General features: G+C 69.1%; 22 protein-coding genes. 5 read left to right on the plus strand and 17 right to left on the minus strand.

The genetic code is table 11. The features are described from left to right. Positions 1 to 46: 46 nt before the first annotated feature. The gene (locus LOZ83_RS09945) at positions 47 to 508 is read right to left on the minus strand and encodes a GtrA family protein (protein WP_236790088.1); all 462 of its coding nucleotides are present in this window, start codon (positions 506 to 508) and stop codon (positions 47 to 49) included. 93 nt (positions 509 to 601) lie between these two features. Between LOZ83_RS09945 and LOZ83_RS09950 the strand changes: the two genes are divergently transcribed. From LOZ83_RS09950 to LOZ83_RS09960, 3 genes are all read left to right on the plus strand, one after another. After that, a complete protein-coding gene (locus LOZ83_RS09950; RefSeq protein ID WP_236790090.1) occupies positions 602 to 1,984 on the plus strand; it encodes an FAD-binding oxidoreductase in 1,383 nt (460 codons plus the stop codon). Next, entirely contained in the window at positions 1,981 to 2,736 is a 756-nt protein-coding gene (locus LOZ83_RS09955) for a decaprenylphospho-beta-D-erythro-pentofuranosid-2-ulose 2-reductase (RefSeq protein ID WP_236790091.1), read from the plus strand. The genes LOZ83_RS09950 and LOZ83_RS09955 overlap by 4 nt, the downstream gene beginning before the upstream one ends. Before the next feature lie 187 nt (positions 2,737 to 2,923). Further along, positions 2,924 to 3,085 carry a hypothetical protein gene (locus LOZ83_RS09960; RefSeq protein WP_236790093.1) on the plus strand — a complete coding sequence of 54 codons (162 nt, stop codon included), beginning with the start codon at positions 2,924 to 2,926 and terminating at the stop codon, positions 3,083 to 3,085. 4 nt (positions 3,086 to 3,089) lie between these two features. Here LOZ83_RS09960 and LOZ83_RS09965 read toward each other — a convergent pair whose 3' ends face one another. The 14 genes from LOZ83_RS09965 to LOZ83_RS10030 all read right to left on the minus strand — a co-directional run bounded on the left by LOZ83_RS09965 (position 3,090) and on the right by LOZ83_RS10030 (position 17,102). Then, positions 3,090 to 5,207: a hypothetical protein gene (locus tag LOZ83_RS09965; RefSeq protein ID WP_236790095.1), complete on the minus strand. Its 2,118-nt coding sequence runs from the start codon at positions 5,205 to 5,207 to the stop codon at positions 3,090 to 3,092. 21 nt (positions 5,208 to 5,228) lie between these two features. Continuing rightward, positions 5,229 to 5,669 carry a hypothetical protein gene (locus LOZ83_RS09970; protein WP_236790097.1) on the minus strand — a complete coding sequence of 147 codons (441 nt, stop codon included), beginning with the start codon at positions 5,667 to 5,669 and terminating at the stop codon, positions 5,229 to 5,231. After that, the gene (locus LOZ83_RS09975; protein ID WP_236790100.1) at positions 5,666 to 6,331 is read right to left on the minus strand and encodes a hypothetical protein; all 666 of its coding nucleotides are present in this window, start codon (positions 6,329 to 6,331) and stop codon (positions 5,666 to 5,668) included. The genes LOZ83_RS09970 and LOZ83_RS09975 overlap by 4 nt, the downstream gene beginning before the upstream one ends. Next, the gene (locus LOZ83_RS09980) at positions 6,328 to 6,789 is read right to left on the minus strand and encodes a hypothetical protein (protein WP_236790103.1); all 462 of its coding nucleotides are present in this window, start codon (positions 6,787 to 6,789) and stop codon (positions 6,328 to 6,330) included. The genes LOZ83_RS09975 and LOZ83_RS09980 overlap by 4 nt, the downstream gene beginning before the upstream one ends. Next, positions 6,774 to 7,838 (minus strand): hypothetical protein, encoded by a 1,065-nt coding sequence (locus LOZ83_RS09985; protein WP_236790105.1) that lies wholly within the window; start codon positions 7,836 to 7,838, stop codon positions 6,774 to 6,776. Before LOZ83_RS09985 ends, LOZ83_RS09980 begins: the two co-directional genes overlap by 16 nt. A 146-nt stretch (positions 7,839 to 7,984) precedes the next feature. Next, positions 7,985 to 8,791, minus strand: a complete 807-nt coding sequence (locus LOZ83_RS09990) for a hypothetical protein (RefSeq protein WP_236790108.1) — start codon at positions 8,789 to 8,791, stop codon at positions 7,985 to 7,987. A gap of 12 nt (positions 8,792 to 8,803) precedes the next feature. Next, on the minus strand, positions 8,804 to 9,307 hold the full coding sequence (locus tag LOZ83_RS09995) for a YbaB/EbfC family nucleoid-associated protein (RefSeq protein ID WP_236790110.1): 504 nt from the start codon (positions 9,305 to 9,307) through the stop codon (positions 8,804 to 8,806). A gap of 29 nt (positions 9,308 to 9,336) precedes the next feature. After that, positions 9,337 to 10,077: a hypothetical protein gene (locus LOZ83_RS10000; protein WP_236790112.1), complete on the minus strand. Its 741-nt coding sequence runs from the start codon at positions 10,075 to 10,077 to the stop codon at positions 9,337 to 9,339. A 28-nt stretch (positions 10,078 to 10,105) separates the two neighbouring features. Next, positions 10,106 to 11,506 (minus strand): hypothetical protein, encoded by a 1,401-nt coding sequence (locus LOZ83_RS10005; RefSeq protein ID WP_236790113.1) that lies wholly within the window; start codon positions 11,504 to 11,506, stop codon positions 10,106 to 10,108. Positions 11,507 to 11,516: 10 nt separating this feature from the next. Then, positions 11,517 to 13,451, minus strand: a complete 1,935-nt coding sequence (locus LOZ83_RS10010) for an arabinofuranosyltransferase (protein ID WP_236790114.1) — start codon at positions 13,449 to 13,451, stop codon at positions 11,517 to 11,519. Beyond that, positions 13,448 to 14,398, minus strand: coding sequence for a decaprenyl-phosphate phosphoribosyltransferase (locus LOZ83_RS10015; RefSeq protein ID WP_374202657.1), 951 nt, complete (start codon positions 14,396 to 14,398; stop codon positions 13,448 to 13,450). The genes LOZ83_RS10010 and LOZ83_RS10015 overlap by 4 nt, the downstream gene beginning before the upstream one ends. A 38-nt stretch (positions 14,399 to 14,436) precedes the next feature. Continuing rightward, positions 14,437 to 14,958: a phosphatase PAP2 family protein gene (locus LOZ83_RS10020; RefSeq protein ID WP_236790116.1), complete on the minus strand. Its 522-nt coding sequence runs from the start codon at positions 14,956 to 14,958 to the stop codon at positions 14,437 to 14,439. Further along, entirely contained in the window at positions 14,951 to 16,174 is a 1,224-nt protein-coding gene (glf, locus tag LOZ83_RS10025) for a UDP-galactopyranose mutase (protein ID WP_236790117.1), read from the minus strand. Before glf ends, LOZ83_RS10020 begins: the two co-directional genes overlap by 8 nt. Before the next feature lie 49 nt (positions 16,175 to 16,223). After that, positions 16,224 to 17,102 (minus strand): LLM class flavin-dependent oxidoreductase, encoded by an 879-nt coding sequence (locus tag LOZ83_RS10030; RefSeq protein ID WP_236790118.1) that lies wholly within the window; start codon positions 17,100 to 17,102, stop codon positions 16,224 to 16,226. 45 nt (positions 17,103 to 17,147) lie between these two features. Between LOZ83_RS10030 and LOZ83_RS10035 the strand changes: the two genes are divergently transcribed. Further along, positions 17,148 to 17,963, plus strand: coding sequence for an HAD family hydrolase (locus tag LOZ83_RS10035; protein ID WP_236790121.1), 816 nt, complete (start codon positions 17,148 to 17,150; stop codon positions 17,961 to 17,963). Positions 17,964 to 17,970: 7 nt separating this feature from the next. On the opposite strand, the gene LOZ83_RS10040 is transcribed toward LOZ83_RS10035, so the two are convergent. Continuing rightward, positions 17,971 to 19,257, minus strand: a complete 1,287-nt coding sequence (locus tag LOZ83_RS10040) for a glycosyltransferase family 39 protein (RefSeq protein ID WP_236790123.1) — start codon at positions 19,255 to 19,257, stop codon at positions 17,971 to 17,973. A gap of 85 nt (positions 19,258 to 19,342) precedes the next feature. On the opposite strand from LOZ83_RS10040, the gene LOZ83_RS10045 reads away from it, so the two are divergent. Continuing rightward, a complete protein-coding gene (locus tag LOZ83_RS10045) occupies positions 19,343 to 21,193 on the plus strand; it encodes a DUF6541 family protein (protein WP_236790124.1) in 1,851 nt (616 codons plus the stop codon). Here the strand turns inward: LOZ83_RS10045 and LOZ83_RS10050 are convergent. Then, on the minus strand, positions 21,111 to 22,010 hold the full coding sequence (locus LOZ83_RS10050) for a YbhN family protein (RefSeq protein ID WP_236790125.1): 900 nt from the start codon (positions 22,008 to 22,010) through the stop codon (positions 21,111 to 21,113). The genes LOZ83_RS10045 and LOZ83_RS10050 overlap by 83 nt on opposite strands. Between the last annotated feature and the right edge of the window lies 1 nt (position 22,011).

Raw genomic sequence — 22,011 nt, forward strand, 5'->3', positions numbered from 1 at the left:
AGGGATTCGGTCACGCCGGGCAAACTACACGTGAGTTTTTCACACGCTAGGTGGTGGGTTGTTCACGGAACACGACCCACTTGAGCATCACGAAGTTGATCGCGGTCGCCGTGCCCTGGGAGATCACCCACGCCAGCGTGGCCTTCCAGGCGAGGCTGTCCGGCAGCACCACCAGCATCAGCGCGTTCATGCCGACCGCGACGAAGAACGTCACGGTATAGAGCAGCACGAAACTGCCGACCTGACCGGCGCCTTGTTTGCGGCCCGCGGAAAACGTGAATTTCCGGTTAAGGAAATACGCGGTGGTGGTGCCGATGATGAAACTGATCGCCCGCGCCACCGTGTCCCACGGCGCGTGGTCCAGGCCCAGCGCGCGTTCGCCGGTGTACACCCCGAGATCGAGACAAGCACACAAGCCGCCGATGAGAGCGAAGCGCACCAGCTGGCCGAGCAGGCCGGGCGCGGCTTTCGGCGTTTCCGTCGACTCCTGCGGTTCCGTGGACACCACTGCGCACCTCACCGGCATGGGATTTCCAGGACGCGGAAAGTGTAGAAGCGATGCGCCGCAAGCCGCCGATCGGGGATCGTTACCCTGGTTCGGGTGAACGCGACGACTCCCGATTTCCCGACCGAGCGGCGGACACTGACCGGTTGGGGCCGCACGGCTCCGACCACGGCGGACGTGCTCAGCACGCCGGATGTGGAGGTCATCGCCCGCGCGGTGACCCAGGCCGGCGAGCGGGGCGTGATCGCGCGCGGGCTGGGCCGTTCCTACGGCGACCCCGCGCAGAACGCGGGCGGCCTGGTCGTCGACATGACCCCGCTGGACCGCATCCATTCGATCGACCCCGACAGCGGGGTGGTCGATCTCGACGCGGGCGTGAGCCTGGACCAGCTGATGAAGGCGGCGCTGCCGCACGGGCTGTGGGTGCCGGTGCTGCCGGGGACCCGCCAGGTGACCATCGGCGGCGCGATCGCCAACGACATCCACGGCAAGAACCACCACAGCGCGGGCAGTTTCGGCAACCACGTGGTGTCGATGGATCTGATCACCGCGGACGGCCAGGTGCACACGCTGACGCCGGAAGGCCCCGAGGCCGAGCTGTTCTGGGCGACCGTCGCGGGTGTCGGGCTGACCGGGATCATCGTGCGCGCCAAGGTCAAGATGAAGAAGACCGAGAGCGCGTACTTCATCGTGGACGCGGACCGCACGTCGAACCTGGACGAGACGCTGGCCCTGTTCACCGATGGTTCGGACCTCAACTACGACTACTCGATGTCGGTGCCGGACCTCATCAACTCCGACTCGCGGCTGGGCCGCGCCACGTTTTCCCGCGGCTCGCTGGCGAAACTCGACCAGCTGCCGCCGAAACTGCGCGCGGACCCGTTGAAGTTCGACGCGCCGCAGCTGATGACGCTGCCCGACGTGTTCCCGAACGGGCTGGGCAACAAGCTGACTTTCGGGCTGCTCAACAACGTCTGGCAGCGCACCGTGCCGCAGAAGGGCGTGCGCGGGAAGATCCAGAACCTGACGCAGTTCTACCACCCGCTGGACATGCTCAGCGAGTGGAACCGCGCCTACGGCTCCAAGGGTTTCCTGCAGTACCAGTTCTCGATGCCGTTCGGCCGCGAGGACGAGCTGAAGCACCTGTGCCGCCGGATCGCGACCTCGGGTCACTACTCGTTCCTCAACGTGTTCAAGCGGATGGGCGAGGGCAACGCCGCGCCGCTGTCCTGGCCGTCGCCGGGCTGGATGCTCAGCGTGGACTTCCCGATCAAGGCCGGCCTGAGCCGGTTCTGCATCGAACTGGACGACGAGGTGCTGGCCGCCGGTGGCCGGCTGTACACGGCGAAGGACTCGCGCACCACGCCGGAGATGTTCGCGAAGATGTACCCGCGACTCGAAGAGTGGCGCAAGGTCCGGCATTCCGTTGACCCCGAAGGCGTTTTCGCCTCAGACATGAGCCGGAGGCTCGAACTGTGATCGACGCGGTAGGCAACCCCCAGTCGCTTTTGCTGCTCGGCGGCACTTCGGACATCGCGCTCGCGATCGCCGGCAAGTACCTCGCCGAGCGCCCGGCCAGGGTCGTGCTCGCGGCCCGCGCGACCGAGCGCCGCAAGCTCGCCGCGGAGCAGCTGCGCGCGGCCGGCGCCGAAGTGTCCGAAGTGGACTTCGACGCGAAGGACATGGCTTCGCACCCCGGCATGCTGGACCGGGCTTTCGCCGACGGCGACATCGACGTCACGGTCGTCGCGTTCGGTTTGCTCGGCGACGCCGAGGAAATGTGGCAGGACCACGCGAAGGCCGTCGAACTGGCCACGGTGAACTACACGGCCGCGGTGTCGGTCGGGGTGGCGCTGGCGGACAAGCTGAAGAAGCAGGGTCACGGCCAGATCATCGCGCTGTCCTCGGTGGCCGGTGAGCGGGTGCGCCGCTCGAACTTCATGTACGGCTCGACGAAGGCCGGGTTCGACGGGTTCTTCCTCTGCCTCGGCGAAGCGCTCGCCCCGCACGGCGCGAGTGTCACCGTCGTCCGCCCCGGCCAGGTCAGGACGAAGATGACCGAGGGCATCGGCAAGGCGCCGCTGGAGCAGACCGCGGACCAGGTCGCCGAGATCGCGGTGGACGCGGCGCGCAAGGGCAAGGACCTGGTGTGGGCGCCCGCCCAGTTCCGGCTGGTGATGGCCGTGCTGCGGCACATTCCGCGACCGATCTTCCGGAAGCTGCCGATCTGATTCACTTTCCCTTGGGGAGTTCGTGGCTCCGGGAGAGGTTCTCGGCGCGATCCGGCAGGCGACGGCGGTTTCGGTGTGACGGGTTGGCGGCCGGTGCCGGTCGCCGTGCGTGCCGGCGGTTCGGGAAGGGCCGTGGCGGCGACGCCGGAGGTCGAACCGGAGGAATTCGGCGGACCGATCCCGAGGCGTGAATGATGACGGCCGCATCGCAGGCATTCCAGGTGGAACCCGGGGCGCCTACACGGGCCGCAGCGTGCCGCCGCCGCAGGCGATCCAGCTAGATTTCGCCGACGGGTCAACGCTGCTGCTGCGTGATCCGATGGCGGCGGCCCGCGTCGCGCGTCACTGACCGGTTACTGGCTCAGCCAGTAGCCGAACGAGTTGTAGATCGGGTATGGGTTCAGCAGCGGCCTCGGCTGGGTGATCTCGATGCGTGCGGTCGGCCCGGTGATCAGCGAGCCCGGGATCGTGTAGGTGTAGGTCGCCCAGCCGCCGCGATCGGGTTCGCGTGTCCAGGTGCCCGCCGGTTTGCCGTCGACCAGCACCGACATGTCCGGCACGATCTTGTTCATCGCGGTGCGTGCGGTGATCGTCAGCGGCCGGCCCGGTTCCAGGTTGTGCGCGGTGAACGCCTCGCCGCCGGCGATGGTGCGGCCGCTGTCGACGACGTCGCCGACCCGCGCGACGATGCTCAGCGGCTGCATGCCGACCTCCGCCATCAGCGGTTCGTACCCGTGCGCCGCCTCGTTGCGCATATCGCCGACGTTGACGTAATCGCGCAGTTCACCCGGAACACGCTGGAGGTCACCGCTGCCGGCGAGTGTCCAGTCCGCGCGCCACACGTCGAGCTCGTCGAACGGCACGATGAGGTTGCCGCCGATGTCCCGCGGCGTCTGCACCTTGAACTCCTGCACCGGTTCCGGGTCCAGGATGCCGACCTGCCGCAGCATGTCCATCGACACGCCGGGGCCGGTGTCGTACGTCGCGAAGTAGGCCGGTCGCTGACTCGGTGGCAGCTGCCGCAGCGCCTCGTACAGCGAGCCGATGCCGTTGTTCGACGGCTCGGCCAGCCCGTTGGTGCCGAGGCCGATCAGGTCGATGACGTGGTGCTTGCCGAAGTACGCGACCGCGCCGACGTCCTTCACCGCGACGCTCACCCCCGGCGGCAGGTTGCCGCTGACCCAGGCACCGACCGAAACGTCGGTGTCGCGGATCGTCTCGGCGTCGCGGCCGAACCGGACGATCCAGGTCGGCAGGGCGACCAGCGAGAACACGAGCACGATCGCGAGCCCGCCGTGCAGCGTGGCCCGGCGCGCCGGATGCGGCACCGCCCGCGTGATGCCGTAGGCGCCGGCCACCGCGAACAGCAGGATCAGCGGCAGGAAAGGCTGTTCGTAGCGCAGGTTGTGCACCAGCACGGTGTTCAAAGTGGACACTGACACCAGCACCGCGAGCAGCCCGGCGACGAGCGCCACGAACACCGGCTGCCACGCCCGCCGCACCATGATCAGGTAGACCGCGCCGGCGAAGAACAGCAGCAGCGCACCCGGGAAAGCGAAGTCTCCGTTGGTGAAACCGAGGAAGATGCCGGCGACCTTGCGCAGGTTGTCCGTGGTGCGGTCGACGAACTCGCCGAAGTAGAACATCGGCCGGTCGTGCAGCAGCGACTTGGCCTGGATGCCGTTGGCCGACGTGGTGCCGGTGGCGATCGTGTAGAACACCAGCTGCGCCACCCCGGCGAGCAGCGGGAGCAACGTCCACGGCCAGCGCGCGAGAGTCCGCACGAGACCGGTCGTGCGGCGCTGCGTCCACAGGATCCACCAGGACGCGAGCGTCAGGACGGCCGCGAAGATCAGCCCTTCCGGCCGGACGATCGCGAGCAGCACGCCGACGAGCGGGGTGAACAGGAACAGCCCGCTGGGCACCTCGTGCACGAACACCAGCACCGTCGAGACGACGAGCAGCATCGTCAGGCCGACTTCCATCCCGCTGCTGCTGCCCCACAGCACCGGCCCGCTGACCGCGAGCAGCACCCCGGTCCACGCGCCGACCGAGCGCGCCACGAGCCGCGAGCCGAGCCGATACACCAGCGCGGCGCTGATCGCGAAGCACAGCAGGTTGAAACCCATCGCGAAGGCGAGGAACCACGGGCCATGGAACCCGATCGCATACGCCGCCCCGAGGACCAGCGCGTACAGGAAGCTGCTGGCGCCGGTGCTGATCGGGTCGCCGGTGTTGTACTGGAAGAAGTGCCCCAGCCCGATCTGCCGCCCGTACTGCAGATGGATGTACACGTCGTCGAGCGGCCCGATGAGCTTGCCCTGGTTCGCGGCGAGATCGGAGATGATGAACAGCGCGCCGAGGAGCAGCGCGAGACCGCCGATCAGCCACGGGTACGGATCGCGCTTCCTGGCGCTCGCGGCTCGGCGGATTTCGCTGGTCTCGCGGGTTGCGTTCAGCACTTCGATCACACGGAACTGTACGTTCCCGGCTCAGCCCGGGTTGCCCGCACCCCGTACCCAGGCGTTGAACAGCAGGTCACGGTGCAGCTCGCGGTATCGGGCGAGTTCTCCGATATGCACCGTTTTCGCCCACGTGCCGGCGTCGGTCTGCACGAACCCGTCGCGCGGCATCGCGGCCATGTCGTCGCCGAGGTAGTACAGGCCGGTCGCGCCGTCCTCGCCGATGCTGATCACCTGGCACTGGTGCCCGCGGTAGTCGGCGACGGTGGTCACCTCGGCGAGCCGGTCGCAGCGCGCCAGCGGAACCGTCGCCAGCCATTGGCCGTCCTGCTCGGCGAACAGTTCCGGGTCCGGATTTTCCGTTTGGCGCGAGAAAAGCGTGACGGCGTCTTCGCGCGGGTACGAGCTCGCCTGGTACTCGCGGCCGTCGACGGTCGCGAGGATGCCCGAGCGTGGACGCTGGTAGGTCATCGCACGTGCCCCCAGCCGAACGCCTCACCGCGGTAGACGGCGATCGTCTTCCGCACCGGGTACTGGACGATCTGGGCTCCCGCCGGAATCGGGCCGAACCGCCGCCAGCGTTCGGGCACCCCGGTGTCCGGGTCGGCGGTCAGGCCGGTGCCGGTGTACGGCCACGGCCGGACCTCGCGGCGGAACGTGTTCGGATCCACCCCGGCGCGTTCCGCGGCCTGTGCCATGGCCGCGGCGACGAGTTCCACTTCGGCGTGATCCGGCGGGAAACCCTGCTCGGGATAGGGCTGAGACGGCGCGCCGAGCGGGGTCACGTACTGCGCCGGGTCGACCGCCGGGAACTCCAGCGTGTGCAGTGCCGGCTGGTCGGAATGAAACGGGCTGTGCGGATAGTCCAGTCGCAGCGCCCGCACGAAGTCCGCCGGCGCGCGCAGTTCCGCGCAGTCCTGCTTGCGGACGACGGTGCCGCCGACGAGCCGGTAGTCGAACGGCGGCGCCTGGCCCCACACACCGGGCGAAACCTCGTGCCGCAGGTATCGCGCACCGCTGCCGGGGCGCAGGACCTTGAGCATGATCGTGCCGGGCTCGATCACCACGACCCGCTGCACGCGCGCCACCAGCTCACGTTCCTGGTCGCTCAGGCGACCCGACCCGGGGATCACGGCGCCTCCCCGAAGGTCTGGACCCGCCAGTCGTCGAACAGCAGGTCCCACTGTTCCTCGTGGTAGTCGTACAACTCGGTGCTCGGCACGGTCCGCCGGAACGTGCCGCGGTCGTGCTGCTCGAAACCGTTGCGCTGGGCCCAGTCCTGATCGGTACCCGCGTAGATCAGCTCGGCGGACTCGCCGGTCAGACCGTCCACATAGCACCGATGACCGAAGAACCTCGCGTACGGCGAAATCCGGAACACCCGGTCGCACTCGCCGGCGGGCACCTGGGCGACCCACAGCTCGTGCGTCTCCTGCCACGTGAACAGGCCGGGATCCGGATTCTCGGGCGCGGCAAGGGAAATGAACGCGACGCGCTTGCCCGAGTTGTACCGCGCGGGATAGGTACGACCATTGATCGTGGCGTGCACGCCATGGCGATGCGGCTGGTACGCCATCACAGCCTCACCCACTTGCCGATCGTCTCGTCGAACCGTGCCACCGGGAGCTTGTCCCCGGCGGCCGTGTACTTGTACATCATGTCACCGTCTTCGAAGTCCTTCCGGTCGGTCATGGTGCGCTCGGGCACGCCCATGTCCTTGTCCGCGGTGACGCCGATGCCGCTGTAGGGCCACTCGGAGTTGTTCCGGTAGTAACCGTTCGGGTCAACGCCCGCGGTGCGCGCGCCGGTGATCATGTCGTCGCTCGCCCTGGTCACGGCGGGATCGCTGGCGTCGAGCCCGCTCGCACCGCCGTGCGGCGCGCCGAACGGGATCTGGTAGTTGTCCGGCGAACCGGCGCGGAACTCGATCACGTGTACCTCGGGCATCCCGCTCGTGTACGGAGTTCCCCCGTAGTCCAGCCGGTTTCCCCGGATCAGATCGTCCGGAGTGGACATATGGGTCGCGTCCTGCTGACGGGCGACGAACCCGCCGACCTGGCCGTAGCTGCCGTCGAGGTACTTGGGGACATCGCCCGGCGGGATCACCTTCTGCATCCGGGTGCCAGGCGAGATCGTGACCAGTTTCTGCGCCTGGGCAACGAGTTCGCGCTCGCGCTGGGTCAGCTGTCCCGATCCGGCAACCTCGCCGGGACGCGGATCGTCGGACATCTTCTTGAACGCGGTGTCGAGTTCGCGCTGCTCACTCGGGCTGAACTGGCTCTTGATCTCGTCGCGCCACGAGCGTGGCGCGGCGGCACCGGATGGCGTGGTCGACGGCGGAGTGCCACCACCGGCGGCCGGCTTACCGTCCACATCGGACTTGAGTTTGGCGAGCTTGTCCGCGCTGGCGCGTTCCCTGCCCTGGATGGCTTCCCGGGCCGTCTTCGTCTGCGTCCGCGCACCGTCGACGGCCTCGCTCGCCTTCGCGACCTGCTGCTTCGCCTTGTCCAGTGCGGTGTTGAGGGTGCCGGTCATCGTGCTGCCGACGATACCCATCGACTGCGCACCGAAGTTCGTGCCGGCCACCCGCTGCCCCGCCGAGTCGACCCTGGCGCGGGTCGCGTCGATCCGGCCCTCCATGGTGCCGAGCTGCTCCGGGTCGAATCGGAACCCTTTGCCTCCACCGCCACTCGGCGGCGGCGAGCCGCTTTCCTTTGTGTGGTGCGGAGTTTCCGGCGATGACGTGCTTGTGTGGTGCGGGGTGGACGGGTGCGGGTGGCGCGCCATCACGCCCCCGCCGGATACGGCTGCACGGTCTGGTAGGCGCCGAGCGCGAGCCCGCCGGCGGTGGAGAACCGGTCCAGACCCTTGGTGATCTTCTCCATCGCCTCGGCGAGCTTCGCGAGCCTGCTGCCCTGCCGCGCGAACGCCTGCAGCAGCTTGCTGATCTTGCCCGCGATCTTCGACGCCGTTGCCGCCGCCCGCGCGCCCGCGACCCCGCAGAACGCGGCGATCGAACTGCCGAACGTCACCACCGCCGAGGCCGCCGCGATGAGCGCGTCCCGGATCAGCTCGGAGATCACCGAGGCGATCAGCCCATACACGATCTCGCGCAGCGTGCAGACCAGCATCCCGGACACCGCGGCGACGGTGGCCGTGCCGTCGAGCGTCTTGCCGAGCGACTCCAGCTCGTCGCCGAGCTGGTGCATCGATCCCCGGTACGCCTCAGCGGTGTCGCCCGACCAGTCCCCGACCGTGCCGACGTCCTGGCGGTGCTCGCCGGCGAGCTGGTGCATCTCCGCCGCGGCGGACTTGAGCTGGTCGACGTTCGCGTTGATCTCGTCCGGGTTGCCGAGCAGCGCGTCGAGCGGTTCGCGCAGGAAGCTGATGTGCTGCAACAACCAGCCGACCCCCGCGTTGAGCACCGTGCCGAGCGGATCGGCCAGCGCCGCGACGGTGTCGACGACCGCGCCCGCCGCGTTGATCGACACGTCGAGCGCCTTCATGCCTTCGGACTCGGAATCGCTGGTGATCGAGTCGACCAGGCCGGCGTAGGAGTCGACGATTCCCGTACCGGCGGTGGCTGAAGTCATCGCGGCTCCCGGTCAGTCTCGGCGCAGGTACGAGTTGTCACCGAAGTCCTCGTCCTCGTCGCGTGACGGCCGGGTGCGGCGGGGACGGGACTGCGGTTGCTGGGCTGGCTGCTGGATCGGACGCGGCGGCGGGGCCTGCGGTTCCACGGTGTCGGTGAACCGGTAGGTCGGAGCCGACGGCTCCTCCGGCGGCTCGGGCTCTTCCGGCGGGATGTAGCCGGTGACCATCTCCATCGCCTCGGAATCGGCGCCCAGCGGCGCGAACGCCTCCGCCACGTGCACCGCGGCGGCCCGCTGCGCCTTGCGGGCGAGCCGGAGGATCTCCTGCGCCAGCTTGGTGTCGGGCAGCCGCAGGTCCGTTAGCGCGCCGTTGGGCGCGACGGTGACCGCGATCGAACCGTCTTTCGAAGATTCGGTGGCCCCGGCGGCCTGCAGGTTCTCCTGGAACTCCGCGGCCTTCGCCCGCACATCGGCGACCCTGGACTCGAAGTTCGCGAGCCACTCTTCCGGCGACATGCGCCAGAGATTACCTGGTGAAAAGCGAACTACGTACCGTTCGCCGGTTCACGGGACAGACGCCACTTCTCGAAGTCCAGATCCGCCTGGTGTTCCTGGTATCTCGCCAGGTCGTAGATGTGCACGGTCTTGGCCCACCGCCCGGTCTCGTCCGGTGTGAAGCCGTCGGCCTCGGCGCGCCCATGGTCCGTGCCGAGGTAGTACAGGCCAACGGAACCGTTCGCCGAGATGCCCGCGATCTCGCACGGGTGCCCGAAGTACTCGGCGCGGGTGGTGACCTCGACGGTCCGGCCGTCTTCGGTCTGCAGCACACCCGAACGGGGCCGGCCGTCGACGATCGCGGGCACGCCGTTGGCCCAGCCGCCGGCGAGCGGCATCCCGTCCACGGGCCGCGCGAAATGCGCCGCCCGCCAGCGCAGGAACAGCAGATCGACCTGTTTCTCGTAGTAGTCGCGCAGGTCACGCAGGTCGACGGTCTTGAAGTACTCGTACTTGTTCTCGTGCACGAAACCGTTGGCGGTGGCCCATTCCCCGTCCCACTCGGCTTCCATCAGCCGCGCGTTGCCGGTCTCGTCCATGTCGTCGACCAGCACGACGTGACCACGGTAGGTGGCGTAGACCTGTATCGAGACGATCCGGTCACACTTTTCGACCGGGACCGGCTCGCCCGACCGCAGGTGGGCGAATTTTTCGCCGACCGCGTACGAAACCGGCCGCGCCTTCCCGTCGAAGACGGCGAATACACCGTGCCGGTAACTCGGGTAACTCATTTCTGGGATTTTACCAATCCGACCAGAATCAGCGAATTGGGTCCAGTATGAAGTGACCGACACCTTTTGCCACCGAGAAAACCTGCCACGGACCGGGTCCTGGCTCGTAACGCAGCTGGTAGTCGAGCCGCACGGGGTGCTTCGACCAATCGAAATACCGGTAGTTGAGCCGGAAGAGCCAGGCCGTGACCGGGTCCGCCTGGTCGATTCGCTGCAAGATCTGGGGCCCGAGTAGGCCCTGGTCGGAAAACCCGTCGATCAGCCGGCAGTCGCAGAAGTAGGCGATCGTGCCGATCTCGCCGGGTGAACCCACCGCCGCGCCGGGCGGGATCCGGGTGGCGAGCTCCTGGCCGACGCGGGCGTAGTCCGTTGCGCTCGCCCAGTTTCCGAAAAACGGCGGCGCGTCCCACGGCAGCCCGCGCCCGGCGAACGCCGGTGCGTAACCGAAGACGAGCAGCCCGGCGAGCACCACGGCGACGGCGTGCGGGATCCGGGGCAGGCCGACGCCCACGGCCGCCACCCCGAGCGAGACCACCGGCGGCACGTAGTACCAGTGATATGCCGGGACGTCCAGCAGCGAATACACCGCGAAGTAGGCGATCCCGCCGAGCCCGAGCCCGATGAACGGGTCGAGCCGCCGTTTGACCACCAGGCTCACGACCACCGCCAGCACACCGAGTTCCGCGGGCGCGAAGGTGAGCATCGCCATCGGGTCCCCGCCCCACATCTGCTGGAACCCGACCTCGAGATACGTGCTGCCGTCAAAAGATTTCTGCAGCTGCTTGATGACCAGCGTGTCCGGCAGGGCGGAGCCGAAGTAGAACCAGCTGAACACGAACCACGGCAACGCGACGAGCACGCAGCAGCCCAGCGCGCGCAGGGCGTGCCGCCGGATTTCGGCCGAACAGAGCCCGATCAGCAGCACGAACACGATCAGATCGAGCCGGACCAGCAGCGCGAGACCCGCGATGACGCCGAACACGACCGGCCGGTCGGCGAACGACACCAGCAGCACCAGCACCGTGCCGATCAGCAGGACTTCCATACCCAGCGCGGAAAGCAGCAGCGGGTTGAGCAGGATCAACGCGGTCCCGATGGCAGCGGCGGCCGGATGTATCCGCATTCGGGCAAAGGCCCAGCCGAGTACCGCACTCACCCCGACATGGACGATGCCCAGCGCGACGATCGGGTGCGCCGAACCGGAGATCCGGGTCAGGAACGTGACGAACCCGAGCAGCGCGACGTTCAGCGGCGAGGTCGCGGTGTTCGACGTCATCCCGGGGACCAGCGCCCATTCGCCGCGGACGGCGAGATTCCGGGCGTAGTCGAGGGTGATGAAGGCGTCGTCGGTGAGACTGTCCTTGACGACCAGGAAGGTCAGCGCGGACACCAGTGCGGCAGCGGCCGGTAGCCACCGGGTTGTTCTCACCAGGACATTGTCACCGCTGAGCGACCACAGTAAACGGACCGACATTCCGGTGCACGAATCGCGGCGAGTCGAACAGCGCCGGATCGAAGTCCACCTTCTCCACCGCCACCGGTGAGGCCTGCGGGAACGAGTCCGACGCGAGGTACGCCGCGAACTTGCCCTCGTCGTTGCGGAACACGAAGACGTTCGGCGCGGAGTACGGGCTCGCCGCGAGCCGCTCGACCAGCTCGGCGGAGTTCGCCGACGTAGACCAGTACTTGATCTCGCCGTTGCGCTTGGTGTACTCGGCCAGCGGGTTCGCGTACTGCGGGGTGGTCTGCTGGAAACCCCAGTACGGCGCGAAGGACAGCAGCCGGTCGTACGCCGAGAGCACGATGTTCTGCGTTTGCGGGCGGCCGGACAGCTGGTCGATCGTGCTGATCAGCGCGCCGGTCCACGCGCCGTCCTGGCTCAGGTCGTGCTGGCCCTTGGCGTTGTACCCGTCGGCGTAGTAGTCCGACTCGGCGGTCTGGACCAATCCGCTCGTCGTCTTGACGCTGGACTGGGCGAGCGACACCGCCGCGACGAACGCGAGCACGAACCCGGTGACCAGCACCGCCCGCCCGTCGCGGAACATCCGCGGCACGAGCCGCAGCAGGTCGACCGCCGCGAAAACGCCCGCGACGGCGAAGATCGTGTCGACCGTGACGATGAAACGGAACGGCAGCAGCGTCGTGTGCGCCAGCAGCGCGAGCGTGGAAACCCCGAACCAGAGGTAGATCACCGCGGCGACGGTCAGCAGCGAGAACGCGATCGGGCTCCGGCGCGCCCGCAGCAGCAGCCAGATCAGCCCGGCCAGGCACAGCACGCCGAACAGGCTCGTCGGCTCGAACGGGGTCGGGAAGTTGGCGCTCGACTCGGGCAGGAAATGCGCGGCGACGTTCGGCTCGCCCAGGCCGCCGCCCAGGATGAACGGACCCCAGGTGACCAGCGACAACACCAGCGTCACCAGGCCGATGACGACCAGCCGCAGGAAGAGCCGCCGGACCGTCGCGCCGGCGGGTTCGCCGCGGCGGATGTCCAGAACCCCGGCAACGATCGCGAGCACCACCACGACCACGACGCCGAGCGCCAGGTGCAGGGTGTAGGTGATTCCGGAGAAGCCCAGGAACAGGCCGATCAGCACGAGCGTCCACGCCGGGACGCGGCCGCGGCGGCGGAACACCAGCCAGGCGAGCACGGCGATCGGCGCCAGCCAGGCCGACGTCGGCCACGCGTACGGCTCGTCGATCGCGGCCGAGAGCAGGCCGGCGAGCACGGTCGCGATGGAGGCGAGCAGCGCGAGCCGGCGGCTCACGACCAGGCTCCACAGCACGAAGGCGACCACGGAGGCGAGCGCGATCCACAGGATCGAGTACGGCTTGTAGGCGGCCCAGCCGTCCCAGCCGAGCAGGTTCGCGAACCGGCCGCCGAGCCAGAACCAGCCGCCCGGGTAATACGGCGCGATGCCGTGGTAGTTCATGTCCGCGAGCGAACTGCCCGCGGTCATCCGCTCTATGTACTGGAGGCGGAAGGTGTTGTCGACGGACGAGCCGCCGAGGAAGAACCGGGTGGCCTGCAGCGGGATGGCCAGCAGCAGCGTCGCGAACGCGGACAGTGCCGTCCCCGCGCCCGCGAGCTTCAGCCAGGACGGCCAGCGTGCCGCCCAGCCCGAGGCCAGCAGCACGAACAGCACCAGCAGGATCACCGCGCAGGCCAGGTTGACCAGCGCGTTCGGCACGTACGTGCCCGGGTCGGTGCCGATCCGGCTCGCCGCGAACTGCAGCACCAGGCTGACCAGCACGGCGAGCACACTGCCGAGCACCAGTTCGACGACCGTACGGCCGAGGGAGAGCCGGGTGAGCGGCGGTTCCTCCGGCGCGGGCGCCGTATCCGTCTCGGCGCGCCGCGCCAGCGTCGTCGTCACAGGTAGAACGTCACCGCGAGCGTGGCGACCCACAACACACCCAGGATCTGCAGCACGCGGTCCTTGAGCACGATCTCCTCGGGCTCACCGGCCGTGCCGCCGTCCACGTCCACCGCGTACCGCAGCACCGCGATGACGAACGGCACCATCGAGATCAGCGGCCAGATCGAGCCGTGCGCGCCCTCGCGGAGGGTGAACGCCCACAGCGAGTACGACATGATCAGGATCGCCGCCGCGGTCGCCCACACGAAGCGCAGGTAGCTGGCCGAGTACTTCTTCAGCGAGGACCGGATCTTGGCGCCGGTCCGCTCGAACAGCATGATCTCGGCGTAACGCTTGCCGGCCACCATGAACAGCGAGCCGAACGCGGTCACCAGCAGGAACCACTGCGACAGCGCGATCCCGGCGGCGACACCACCGGCCATCGCGCGCATCAGGAAGCCGGAGCCCACGATCGCGAGGTCGACCACCGGCTGGTGCTTGAGCCCGAAGCAGTAGCCCAGCTGCACCGCCTCGTAGACGCCCAGCACGATCGCCAGCTGCGGGCTGGCCAGGAAGGACAGCCCCAGGCCGGCCGCGAAGAAGATCACCGCGCTGACGTAGGCCAGCGGGACCGGGACGATCCCGGCGGCGATCGGCCGGTTGCGCTTCGTCGGATGCGCCTTGTCCGCCTCGACGTCGATCGCGTCGTTGATCAGGTAGACCGAGGACGCGACGAGTGAGAAGGCGACGAACGCGATCAGTGCGTCGAGCAGCACCCCGCCGTTGGTGATCTGCGCCGCGGTGAACGGCGCGACGAAGACGAGCACGTTCTTCGCCCACTGACGCGGCCGTGCGGTCTTCAGCACGCCCAGCGCCATCCGGACCGGGCCCCGCGTGGCGGTGGTCTCCGGCTTGGTCTCCGGTTTGGTGTCGGTGTCCGGTTCGGCTGCCGGCGTGACGTCCACGCCGGCCTCGTTCACTGATTTGGTCACGAACGCTTTCCCTAACCCTGTTTGCGGATGATCCTGCGCAGCAGACCGCCGAACACGCCACCGAGGGCGGCTCCGGCGAGCACGTCGGTCGGGTAGTGCACCCCGAGCACGAGCCTGGAGGCCAGCATCGGCGGCACCAGGGCGGGAACCAGGTTACGCCCGGTCAGTCCGGAGTAGAGCACCGCCGCCGCCGTAGTGGAGGTGGCATGGGACGATGGGAAGCTCAGCCTGCTCGGGGTGCCGACCAGAACCTCGACGTCCGGATGCTCCGGCCGCGGGCGGCGAACCACCCGCTTGACCGCGATCGACGCGCCGTGTGCCGCCGCGACCCCGCCCGCCGCGACCAGCCAGTCCTTACGGCGCTTGCGGTCCACCGCGGCGCCCACCAGCCCGGCGGCGAGCCAGCCGATGGCGTGCTCACCGAAGTGCGACATGCCGCGCGCGGCCTTGACCGTCTCCGGCCGCTTCAGCGTGCGCTGCACCCTGGCGAGGATGTCGCCCTCGGTGATCCGCGCCTTGCCCTTCTCAAGCATCGATGCTCCCGTCGAGCGGTGCCCCGTCGGTCAGGTGCGGGGCGATCTTGTTGTCGAACACCGACAGCGCCGACCCGATGGCCATGTGCATGTCCAGGTACTTGTAGGTACCGAGGCGGCCACCGAAGACGACGTTGCGCTCGGCCGCTTCCTGCTTGGCCAGCTCGCGATACTGCTCGAGCTTCTCCCGGTTCTCCGGCGTGCTGATCGGGTAGTAAGGCTCGTCGTCTTCTTTGGCGAACCGGGAGTACTCGCGGACGATGACCGTCTTGTCCGTCGGGTATTCGCGTTCCGGGTGGAAGTGGCGGAACTCGTGGATCCGGGTGTACGGGACCTCTTCGTCGTTGTAGTTCATGACGGAGGTGCCCTGGAAGTCCCCGACCGGCAGGACCTCCTGCTCGAAGTCCAGGGTGCGCCAGCCGAGCCGGCCCGCGGAGTAGTCGAAGTAGCGGTCCAGCGGCCCGGTGTAGACGGTCGGGGTGCCGGCCGGGATCAGCGCGCGGACGTCGAAGTAGTCGACGTTCACCCGCACCTCGATGTTCTCGTGCTCGGCCATCTTCTCCAGCCACGCGGTGTAGCCGTCGACCGGCAGGCCCTCGTAGGTGTCGTTGAAGTACCGGTTGTTGAAGGTGTAGCGCACCGGCAGCCGGGTGATGATCGAGGCGGCCAGCTCCTTCGGGTCGGTCTGCCACTGCTTGGCGTTGTACCCGCGGACGAACGCCTCGTAGAGCGGGCGCCCGATCAGCGAGATCGCCTTCTCTTCGAGGTTCTGCGCGTCCTTGGTGTCGATTTCGCTCGACTGCTCGGCGATCAGCGCCTTCGCCTCGTCCGGCGTGTAGGACTTGCCGAAGAACTGGTTGATCAGGCCCAGGTTCAGCGGGAACGAGTACACCTGGCCGGAATACTTCGCGAAGACCCGGTGCTGGTAGTTCGTGAACTCGGTGAACTGGTTCACGTAGTCCCACACCCGCTTGTTCGAGGTGTGGAACAGGTGCGCGCCGTAGCGGTGCACCTCGATCCCGGTCTCGGGCTCGGCCTCGGAGTACGCGTTGCCGCCGATATGCGCGCGCCGTTCCAGGACGAGCACCTTCTTGCCGAGCTGCGTGGCGGCGCGCTCGGCCACGGTCAGCCCGAAGAAGCCGGAGCCGACCACGATCAGGTCATACCCGGTGAAATCGGCCTCGGAAAAGTCAGTGCGGTTCGTGTGCTCGCTCACGGGCGTCGAGGGTACCCACGCTACGCAGTGCTATCGAACCGGCCGCTGGTTAAGCCGTGTCGCGCAGGTTCGGCAATACGTCCGACACTACTTGTTCAAGCACCGTTTCCCGGCCCGCATACGGGCCGCTGGAGCGGGGCCAGTGCGTGACGATATCGGTGAAACCCAGCTCGGCGGCCCGGCCCGCGGCGTCGGTGAACGCGTCTGCGCTGGTCAGGGAGAACACCGGGGCGGCGTCGAGGCTGAGATAGCGGTGCACGCCGCCGCGCCCGGTCTCGTCGAGGATCTGCTCGAATCGCTTCGCCAGGGCACCGACGCCCTGCCACCACTCGTCCAGCGTCTCGGCGGGCTGCCCGCTGGTGACCCAGCCGCCGCCGAATCGTGCCGCTAGCTTCATGTTCCGGGGCCCGTTCGCCGCGATCAGGAAAGGAATCCGCGGGCGTTGCACCGGTCCGGGCAGGTTGCGGGCGCCGACCGCCCGGTAGTACTCGCCGGAGTAGTCGAACTTGTCCGTCCTGAGCAGGCCGTCGAGCGCCTCGACGAACTCCGCGAGCCGGTCGGAGCGCTCCTTCGCGGTCGGCTCGCCGCCGCCCATGACGAGGTTGTCGTAGCCGAGGCTGCCCGCGCCGATGCCCAGCAGCAGGCGGCCGTCGGCGATGTCGTCCAGGGTTGTCAGCTCGCGCATGAACGGCACCGGGTGCCGGAAGACGGGCGAGGCGACGAAGGTGCCGAGGCGGATGGTGGAGGTGACGGTCGCGGCGGCGGTGAGGGTCGGCACGGCGCTGAACCACGGGCCGTCCACGAGTGATCTCCAGCCCAGGTGGTCATAGGTCCAGGCGTGGTCGAAGCCGTACTCCTCGGCCGCCCGCCACTTGGGCTCGGCGGCCCACCACCGGTCCTCGGGGAGAATCACAATGCCTACGCGCACTGGGCAACGCTATCGGGCATCGGCGGCAAAGGGACAATGGCGGGTGTGGAGCAACCCCTGCTGATCGCCTCCGACGTGGACGGCACCCTGCTGGACACCTACGAACGGCTGTCCCCGCGCACGCTGGCCGTTGTCCGCCGGGTGACCGCGGCGGGGGTGCCGATCGTGCTGGCCAGCGGGCGGCCGCCGCGCTGGATCCCGTCCGTCGCGAACGCCGCCGGCCTGACCGGTTACGCCGTGTGCGCCAACGGTGCCGTGCTGTACGACATCGGCGCGGACCGGGTCGTCGCGGTGAACGGGCTGCTCGAGCCGATGGTGCTGCGCACCGTGGTGGCCGAGGTCGAAAAGGCGCTGCCGGGCTGCGGGTTCGCCGCCGAGCGGATCGGCAAGCGGGCGCTCGACCCGGAGCTCCACAACCTGGTGATCGAGGACGGCTACCAGAACCCGTGGGGCGACGGCGAAGGCGTGCGGGTGGCGCGGGGCGAGATCATCGGCCGTCCGGCGATGAAACTGCTGGTCAGCAGGCCGGGGATGACGTCGGACGAGATGGCGGAGGCGGCCGGCGCGGTGCTGGACTCGGCGGTGGACATCACGTTCTCGGCGGGCTCGGGGCTGATCGAGATCTCCGCGCACGGGATCACCAAGGCGTCCGGGCTGGCGGAGGTCGCCGAGCGGCTCGACGTGCCGGCCGAGCGGGTCATCGCGTTCGGGGACATGCCCAACGACGTGGCGATGCTGCGGTGGGCCGGGCACGGGGTGGCGATGGCCAACGCGCACCCGGCCGTCCGCGCGGCGGCCGACGAGATCACCGGGCCGAACACCGAAGACGGCGTGGCCCAGGTGCTCGAACGCTGGTTCTGACCCGGGGTCAGGGGCAGGGGACGTAGGACAGCCGCGGGTCCTGGTCGAGGCGCTTGATCAGAGCCGTCGCCTGGTCCTCTCGCGGGTACACGGTGACCCACTCGTGCGCGCCCTGGCGCAGGAACGTCGCGACGGCGTAGAGGCCGGCGTAGGCGGGATCGAGGTCGCACTGCTGCCGGGCCGAATAGCCGAGGCCGGTGATCGTGAGCGCGGGTTCCTGCAGGCTCACGACGAACTCGTAGTCCTCGTCGTCGCGGTGCGGGGTGACGACGGTCAGCCGCGTCCCCACGCCGTACGCGAGCGCGCCGCCGCCGCCGGTGCTGATGATCGAGCCGGGCGGCAGGCGGGTGGCGAGCCAGTCGCTGATCTCCGCCGTCTCGGCCAGCCGCGACCGCCAGTCGAGCACGCCCGGCCGCTGGTAGGCGGCGAACGGAAAGCTCACCGCGCACAGCAGCAACGCCACGACCGGCGCCCAGCGGCGAGTCGCCCGCGGGGTCGGCGACGGCTTGCGGTGCTGTTCGAGCAGGCGCCCTACGACGACCGCGGCGAGCGTCGCCCCGAGGAACGCGTACGCCGGGAACGACGCGTGCAGGGCGGGCCAGCCCGACAGCTTCTCGTAGTAGGTGGTGCGCCAGACCAGCCAGGGCACCACGAGCACCAACGCGCCGAGCAGGTACCCGACCGGCGCCCACCAGGTCGACCGCCGCCGCGCGGCGCCGAGCACCAGCCACAGCACGGCCGCACCCGCGAGGATCAGACCATCGGGCCGGGTCATCACGGCCAGCGCGGTGAGCACCCCGGCCGCGAGCGGATGCCGCGTCGTCAGCGCGTACCCGACCGCGAGCACCAGCAGCACGAACAGCGGCGTCTCGGTGCCCGCGCATTCGTACGCCGCCAGACCGCTGACCGCCGCGGTGAGCACCGCCGCGAGCCTGCTGAACCGGCCGGCCAGCAGCACGCAGCCCAGCGCGCACGCGGAGCTGAGTACGACGGCACCGGTGACGATGTCGGCCCCGAACAGCGCCTTCGGCAGCGTGACCAGGACCAGCCAGGCGAAGTTGGTGTAGCCCTCGACGTACTCGCCGATGTTGAACACCGCGCCGTGCCCGGCCGCGATGTTCGCCGCGTAGCGGAAGGTCAGGAACGCGCTGTCCGGGACGGTGCTGAAGATGAGCTGCTGCAGCAGGGCGAACGCGAGCGCCAGCAGGGGCACCCCGGTCCGCCCGAACCGTGGCCACGCACAGAGAACGACCGCCGCCAGCGCGAACCAGACGGCGACCGCGACGATCACCATTCTTTTCCCGGGCCCCCTCCGCCGCCTCCCTTGCAGAAAGTATCGTGCGTGCGCGGAAATCGTTTCTGGAATTCGGGGCGGGATTTTGCTGACCATCGCGGGGTACCTGCTGGTGATCTTCGGGCCGGGCGCCGTGATCGGCGCGCTCGCCGGTGCCCGTGGCTGGCTGCTGCCCGGGCTCGCGCCGTTGCTCACCTATTGCGTCGCGGGCCTCGCCGGGCCCTGGTACGCGACGATCGGGGTGCCGTTCAACTGGCCGAGTTTCCTGGTCGCGGTGGTCGTCTTCGCCGGTATCGCGTTCGTCGTGCGGCGCCCGGCCGAGCGCGAGCACCACTGGGACTGGCGCGGGCAGGTCGCGGTCGGCGCGTGCGTGGTGTTCGCGGCCGCCGTGGGCGCGCGCACGGTTCTGCGCGGAATGGGCGGGATCACCGCTATTCCCCAGGGATTCGATGCCGTTTACCACGCCAACGGAATTCGGTACATCGCCGAAACGGGTGACGGCAGCCTCACCGGAATGGGCAAGCTGAATTGGTATCCGGAAGGCCTTTTCTACCCGAACAGCTATCACCTCGTCGGCTCGCTTGCCGAACGGCTGACGGGCGCGCCGATTCCGGTCGTGCTCAACGCGAACACCTTGCTGCTGCCGGGTTTGCTGGCGTTGTCGCTGGTCGTGCTGGTGCGCCGGTGCCACGGGCGCGCGGTGCTCGCGGGCGCGGTCGCGCTGGTGTGCGTCGCGGCCGCCACCCTGCTGTACGACTCGCTCGGCGGGCCGCTGTTGCCGTTCCTGCTCGGCCTCGCGCTCACCCCGCTGGGCACCGTCGCGTTGCGCGAATACCTGCGGCGGCCCGCGCGTGACACCGGTTTCCTGCTGGCCGCGGCCGCGGTCGGCCTGCTGACGATCCACTCGTCGACGCTGTTCGGCGGGCTGCTGTTCTCCTTGCCGCTGCTGCTGAACCGGCAACTCGGCCGGAACCTGCTGCGCCTGCTGCCGATCGCGGCGGTGAGCCTCGTCGCGGCCTGGCTGCAGCTGTCCGGCGCGCTCGGCCTCGCCTCGGGCAGCCTGCCCTACAACGGCTGGCCGACCGAGGCGACGACGAACAAGGCCGTCGGCATCCTGCTCACGTTCCAGCGCGACGAACCACATGCGCAACTGTGGCTTTCGGCCGCGCTCCTGATCGGGCTGATCACCTGGCGCAGGCTCGGCGAGCTGCGCTGGGTCGCCGAGTCGGCCCTGCTGCTCGGCTTGTTCGCGGTCGCCGTGCTGTCGTCCGGAAACCCGCTGGTGAAAGCGCTTTCGCGGCCGTGGTGGGATGACCCGACCCGGCTGGTCGCGATGGCCACGATCCCCCTGTGCGTGCTCGCCGGGCACGGGCTCGCCGAGGTGCAGCGCGTCATCCGGGACCGGTTCGAAACGCGCTGGTTCGCGCTCGCGACGGCGGTGCTCGTGCTGGCCGGGTTCTTCGTGGTCAGCAACCAGCTCTACACGTCGGCGAACGCCGCCGTGGTCCAGCCCGGATACGGTCCGCACGGCGGCATCGCGGAGGACGACCTGCCGGTGAGCCACGACGAGGAGCAGGCGATGCTGGCTCTCGGCCGGCTCGCGAAACCCGGTGACTGGGCGATGAACGACCGCGCCGACGGGTCGGTCTGGACCTACGCCCTCACCGGTGTCCGCACGGTGGCCGCGCATTTCGACCGCGCGCTGCCGACGCCGGAGTACACGCTGCTGGCCGCGCATTTCCGCGAGTACGACACGAACCCGCTGGTCCGCGAAACGGTGGCACGGCTGAACATCCGCTGGGTCGTACTCGGCCACGGCGGCTTCCCGACCGGGCCGCATCCGCCGGGCCTGCTCAACCTGGGCGGGCTGCCGTTTCTGCGAGTGGCTTATCAGAACGCCAACGCCACCGTGTACCAGCTGCTGCCAGCGCGGTGAGCAGATCGGCGACGGTGAACATCACCCGGGACGCCAGCGCGAACGCCAGCGCCTTACCGGCCGAGATCCCGCTTGTGGTGAGCACGGCGACCAGCACGGCCTCGCGTACGCCGGCGCCGCTGGGCAGCAGGAACGCAACCGATCCCGCTGTCATCGCGAGCGCCATCGCGCCGATGCAGGTCAGCAGGTCCGCCCGGCCGCCGGTGAGCAGCCACAGGTGCACGCCCTGCAGGGACCACGCCAGCAGCGAGGCCCCGAACGCCGCCCCGACGCGGAAAGCGGTGAAGTTCCGTTCCAGGGGCGGGCGCCGCGACAGTTTCAGCGCGCGCGACGTGATCCAGGTCAGCACCCTCGGATGCAGCACCGCGATGACCGGCACCGTGGCCAGCAGCCACCAGCGCGGCCCGGCGAGCACCGCCAGCTGCAGTGCCGCGATGAGCCCGATGCCGAACTGCACGAAGGATCCGGTGAACACCCGCGCCCGGGACAGCCCGGCCTTGCGGCCCAGCTCCGCCTGCAGCAGGTAGGCCCACACCGAGCCGGGCACGTACTTGCCGAGCGCGCCGACGAGGTTGATCCGCGCGCTGTGCCGGAAACTGACCGGCGGGCCGAGGCCGTCGACCAGGGCGTGCCAGCCGTAGGTGGACATCGCGATGCTCGCGATCAGCGCGACCAGGCTCAGCCCGGAGGACTCCCACGGGATGCCGGCGAGGGTGCGCCAGAACTCCGACCAGTTGGCCGTGAGCGCGCGCACCGCGAAGCCGACGACCAGTACGACTGCGACCCAGCGCGCGATGTCGAGAATCCTGGCTTTCATG

This window comes from Amycolatopsis sp. GM8 (genome assembly GCF_021653975.1).
GTDB lineage: Bacteria > Actinomycetota > Actinomycetes > Mycobacteriales > Pseudonocardiaceae > Amycolatopsis_E.

What these genes read in the sequence shown, in the direction of transcription:
- LOZ83_RS10020 (WP_236790116.1), bottom strand. Translation starts at nt 14,958, where the DNA reads ATGCTTGAGAAGGGCAAGGCGCGGATCACCGAGGGCGACATCCTCGCC.
- LOZ83_RS09995 (WP_236790110.1), bottom strand. Translation starts at nt 9,307, where the DNA reads ATGTCGCCGGAAGAGTGGCTCGCGAACTTCGAGTCCAGGGTCGCCGAT.
- LOZ83_RS09970 (WP_236790097.1), bottom strand. Translation starts at nt 5,669, where the DNA reads ATGACCTACCAGCGTCCACGCTCGGGCATCCTCGCGACCGTCGACGGC.
- LOZ83_RS09990 (WP_236790108.1), bottom strand. Translation starts at nt 8,791, where the DNA reads ATGACTTCAGCCACCGCCGGTACGGGAATCGTCGACTCCTACGCCGGC.
- LOZ83_RS10050 (WP_236790125.1), bottom strand. Translation starts at nt 22,010, where the DNA reads ATGAAAGCCAGGATTCTCGACATCGCGCGCTGGGTCGCAGTCGTACTG.
- LOZ83_RS10000 (WP_236790112.1), bottom strand. Translation starts at nt 10,077, where the DNA reads ATGAGTTACCCGAGTTACCGGCACGGTGTATTCGCCGTCTTCGACGGG.
- LOZ83_RS09985 (WP_236790105.1), bottom strand. Translation starts at nt 7,838, where the DNA reads ATGGAGGGCCGGATCGACGCGACCCGCGCCAGGGTCGACTCGGCGGGG.
- LOZ83_RS10040 (WP_236790123.1), bottom strand. Translation starts at nt 19,257, where the DNA reads ATGGTGATCGTCGCGGTCGCCGTCTGGTTCGCGCTGGCGGCGGTCGTT.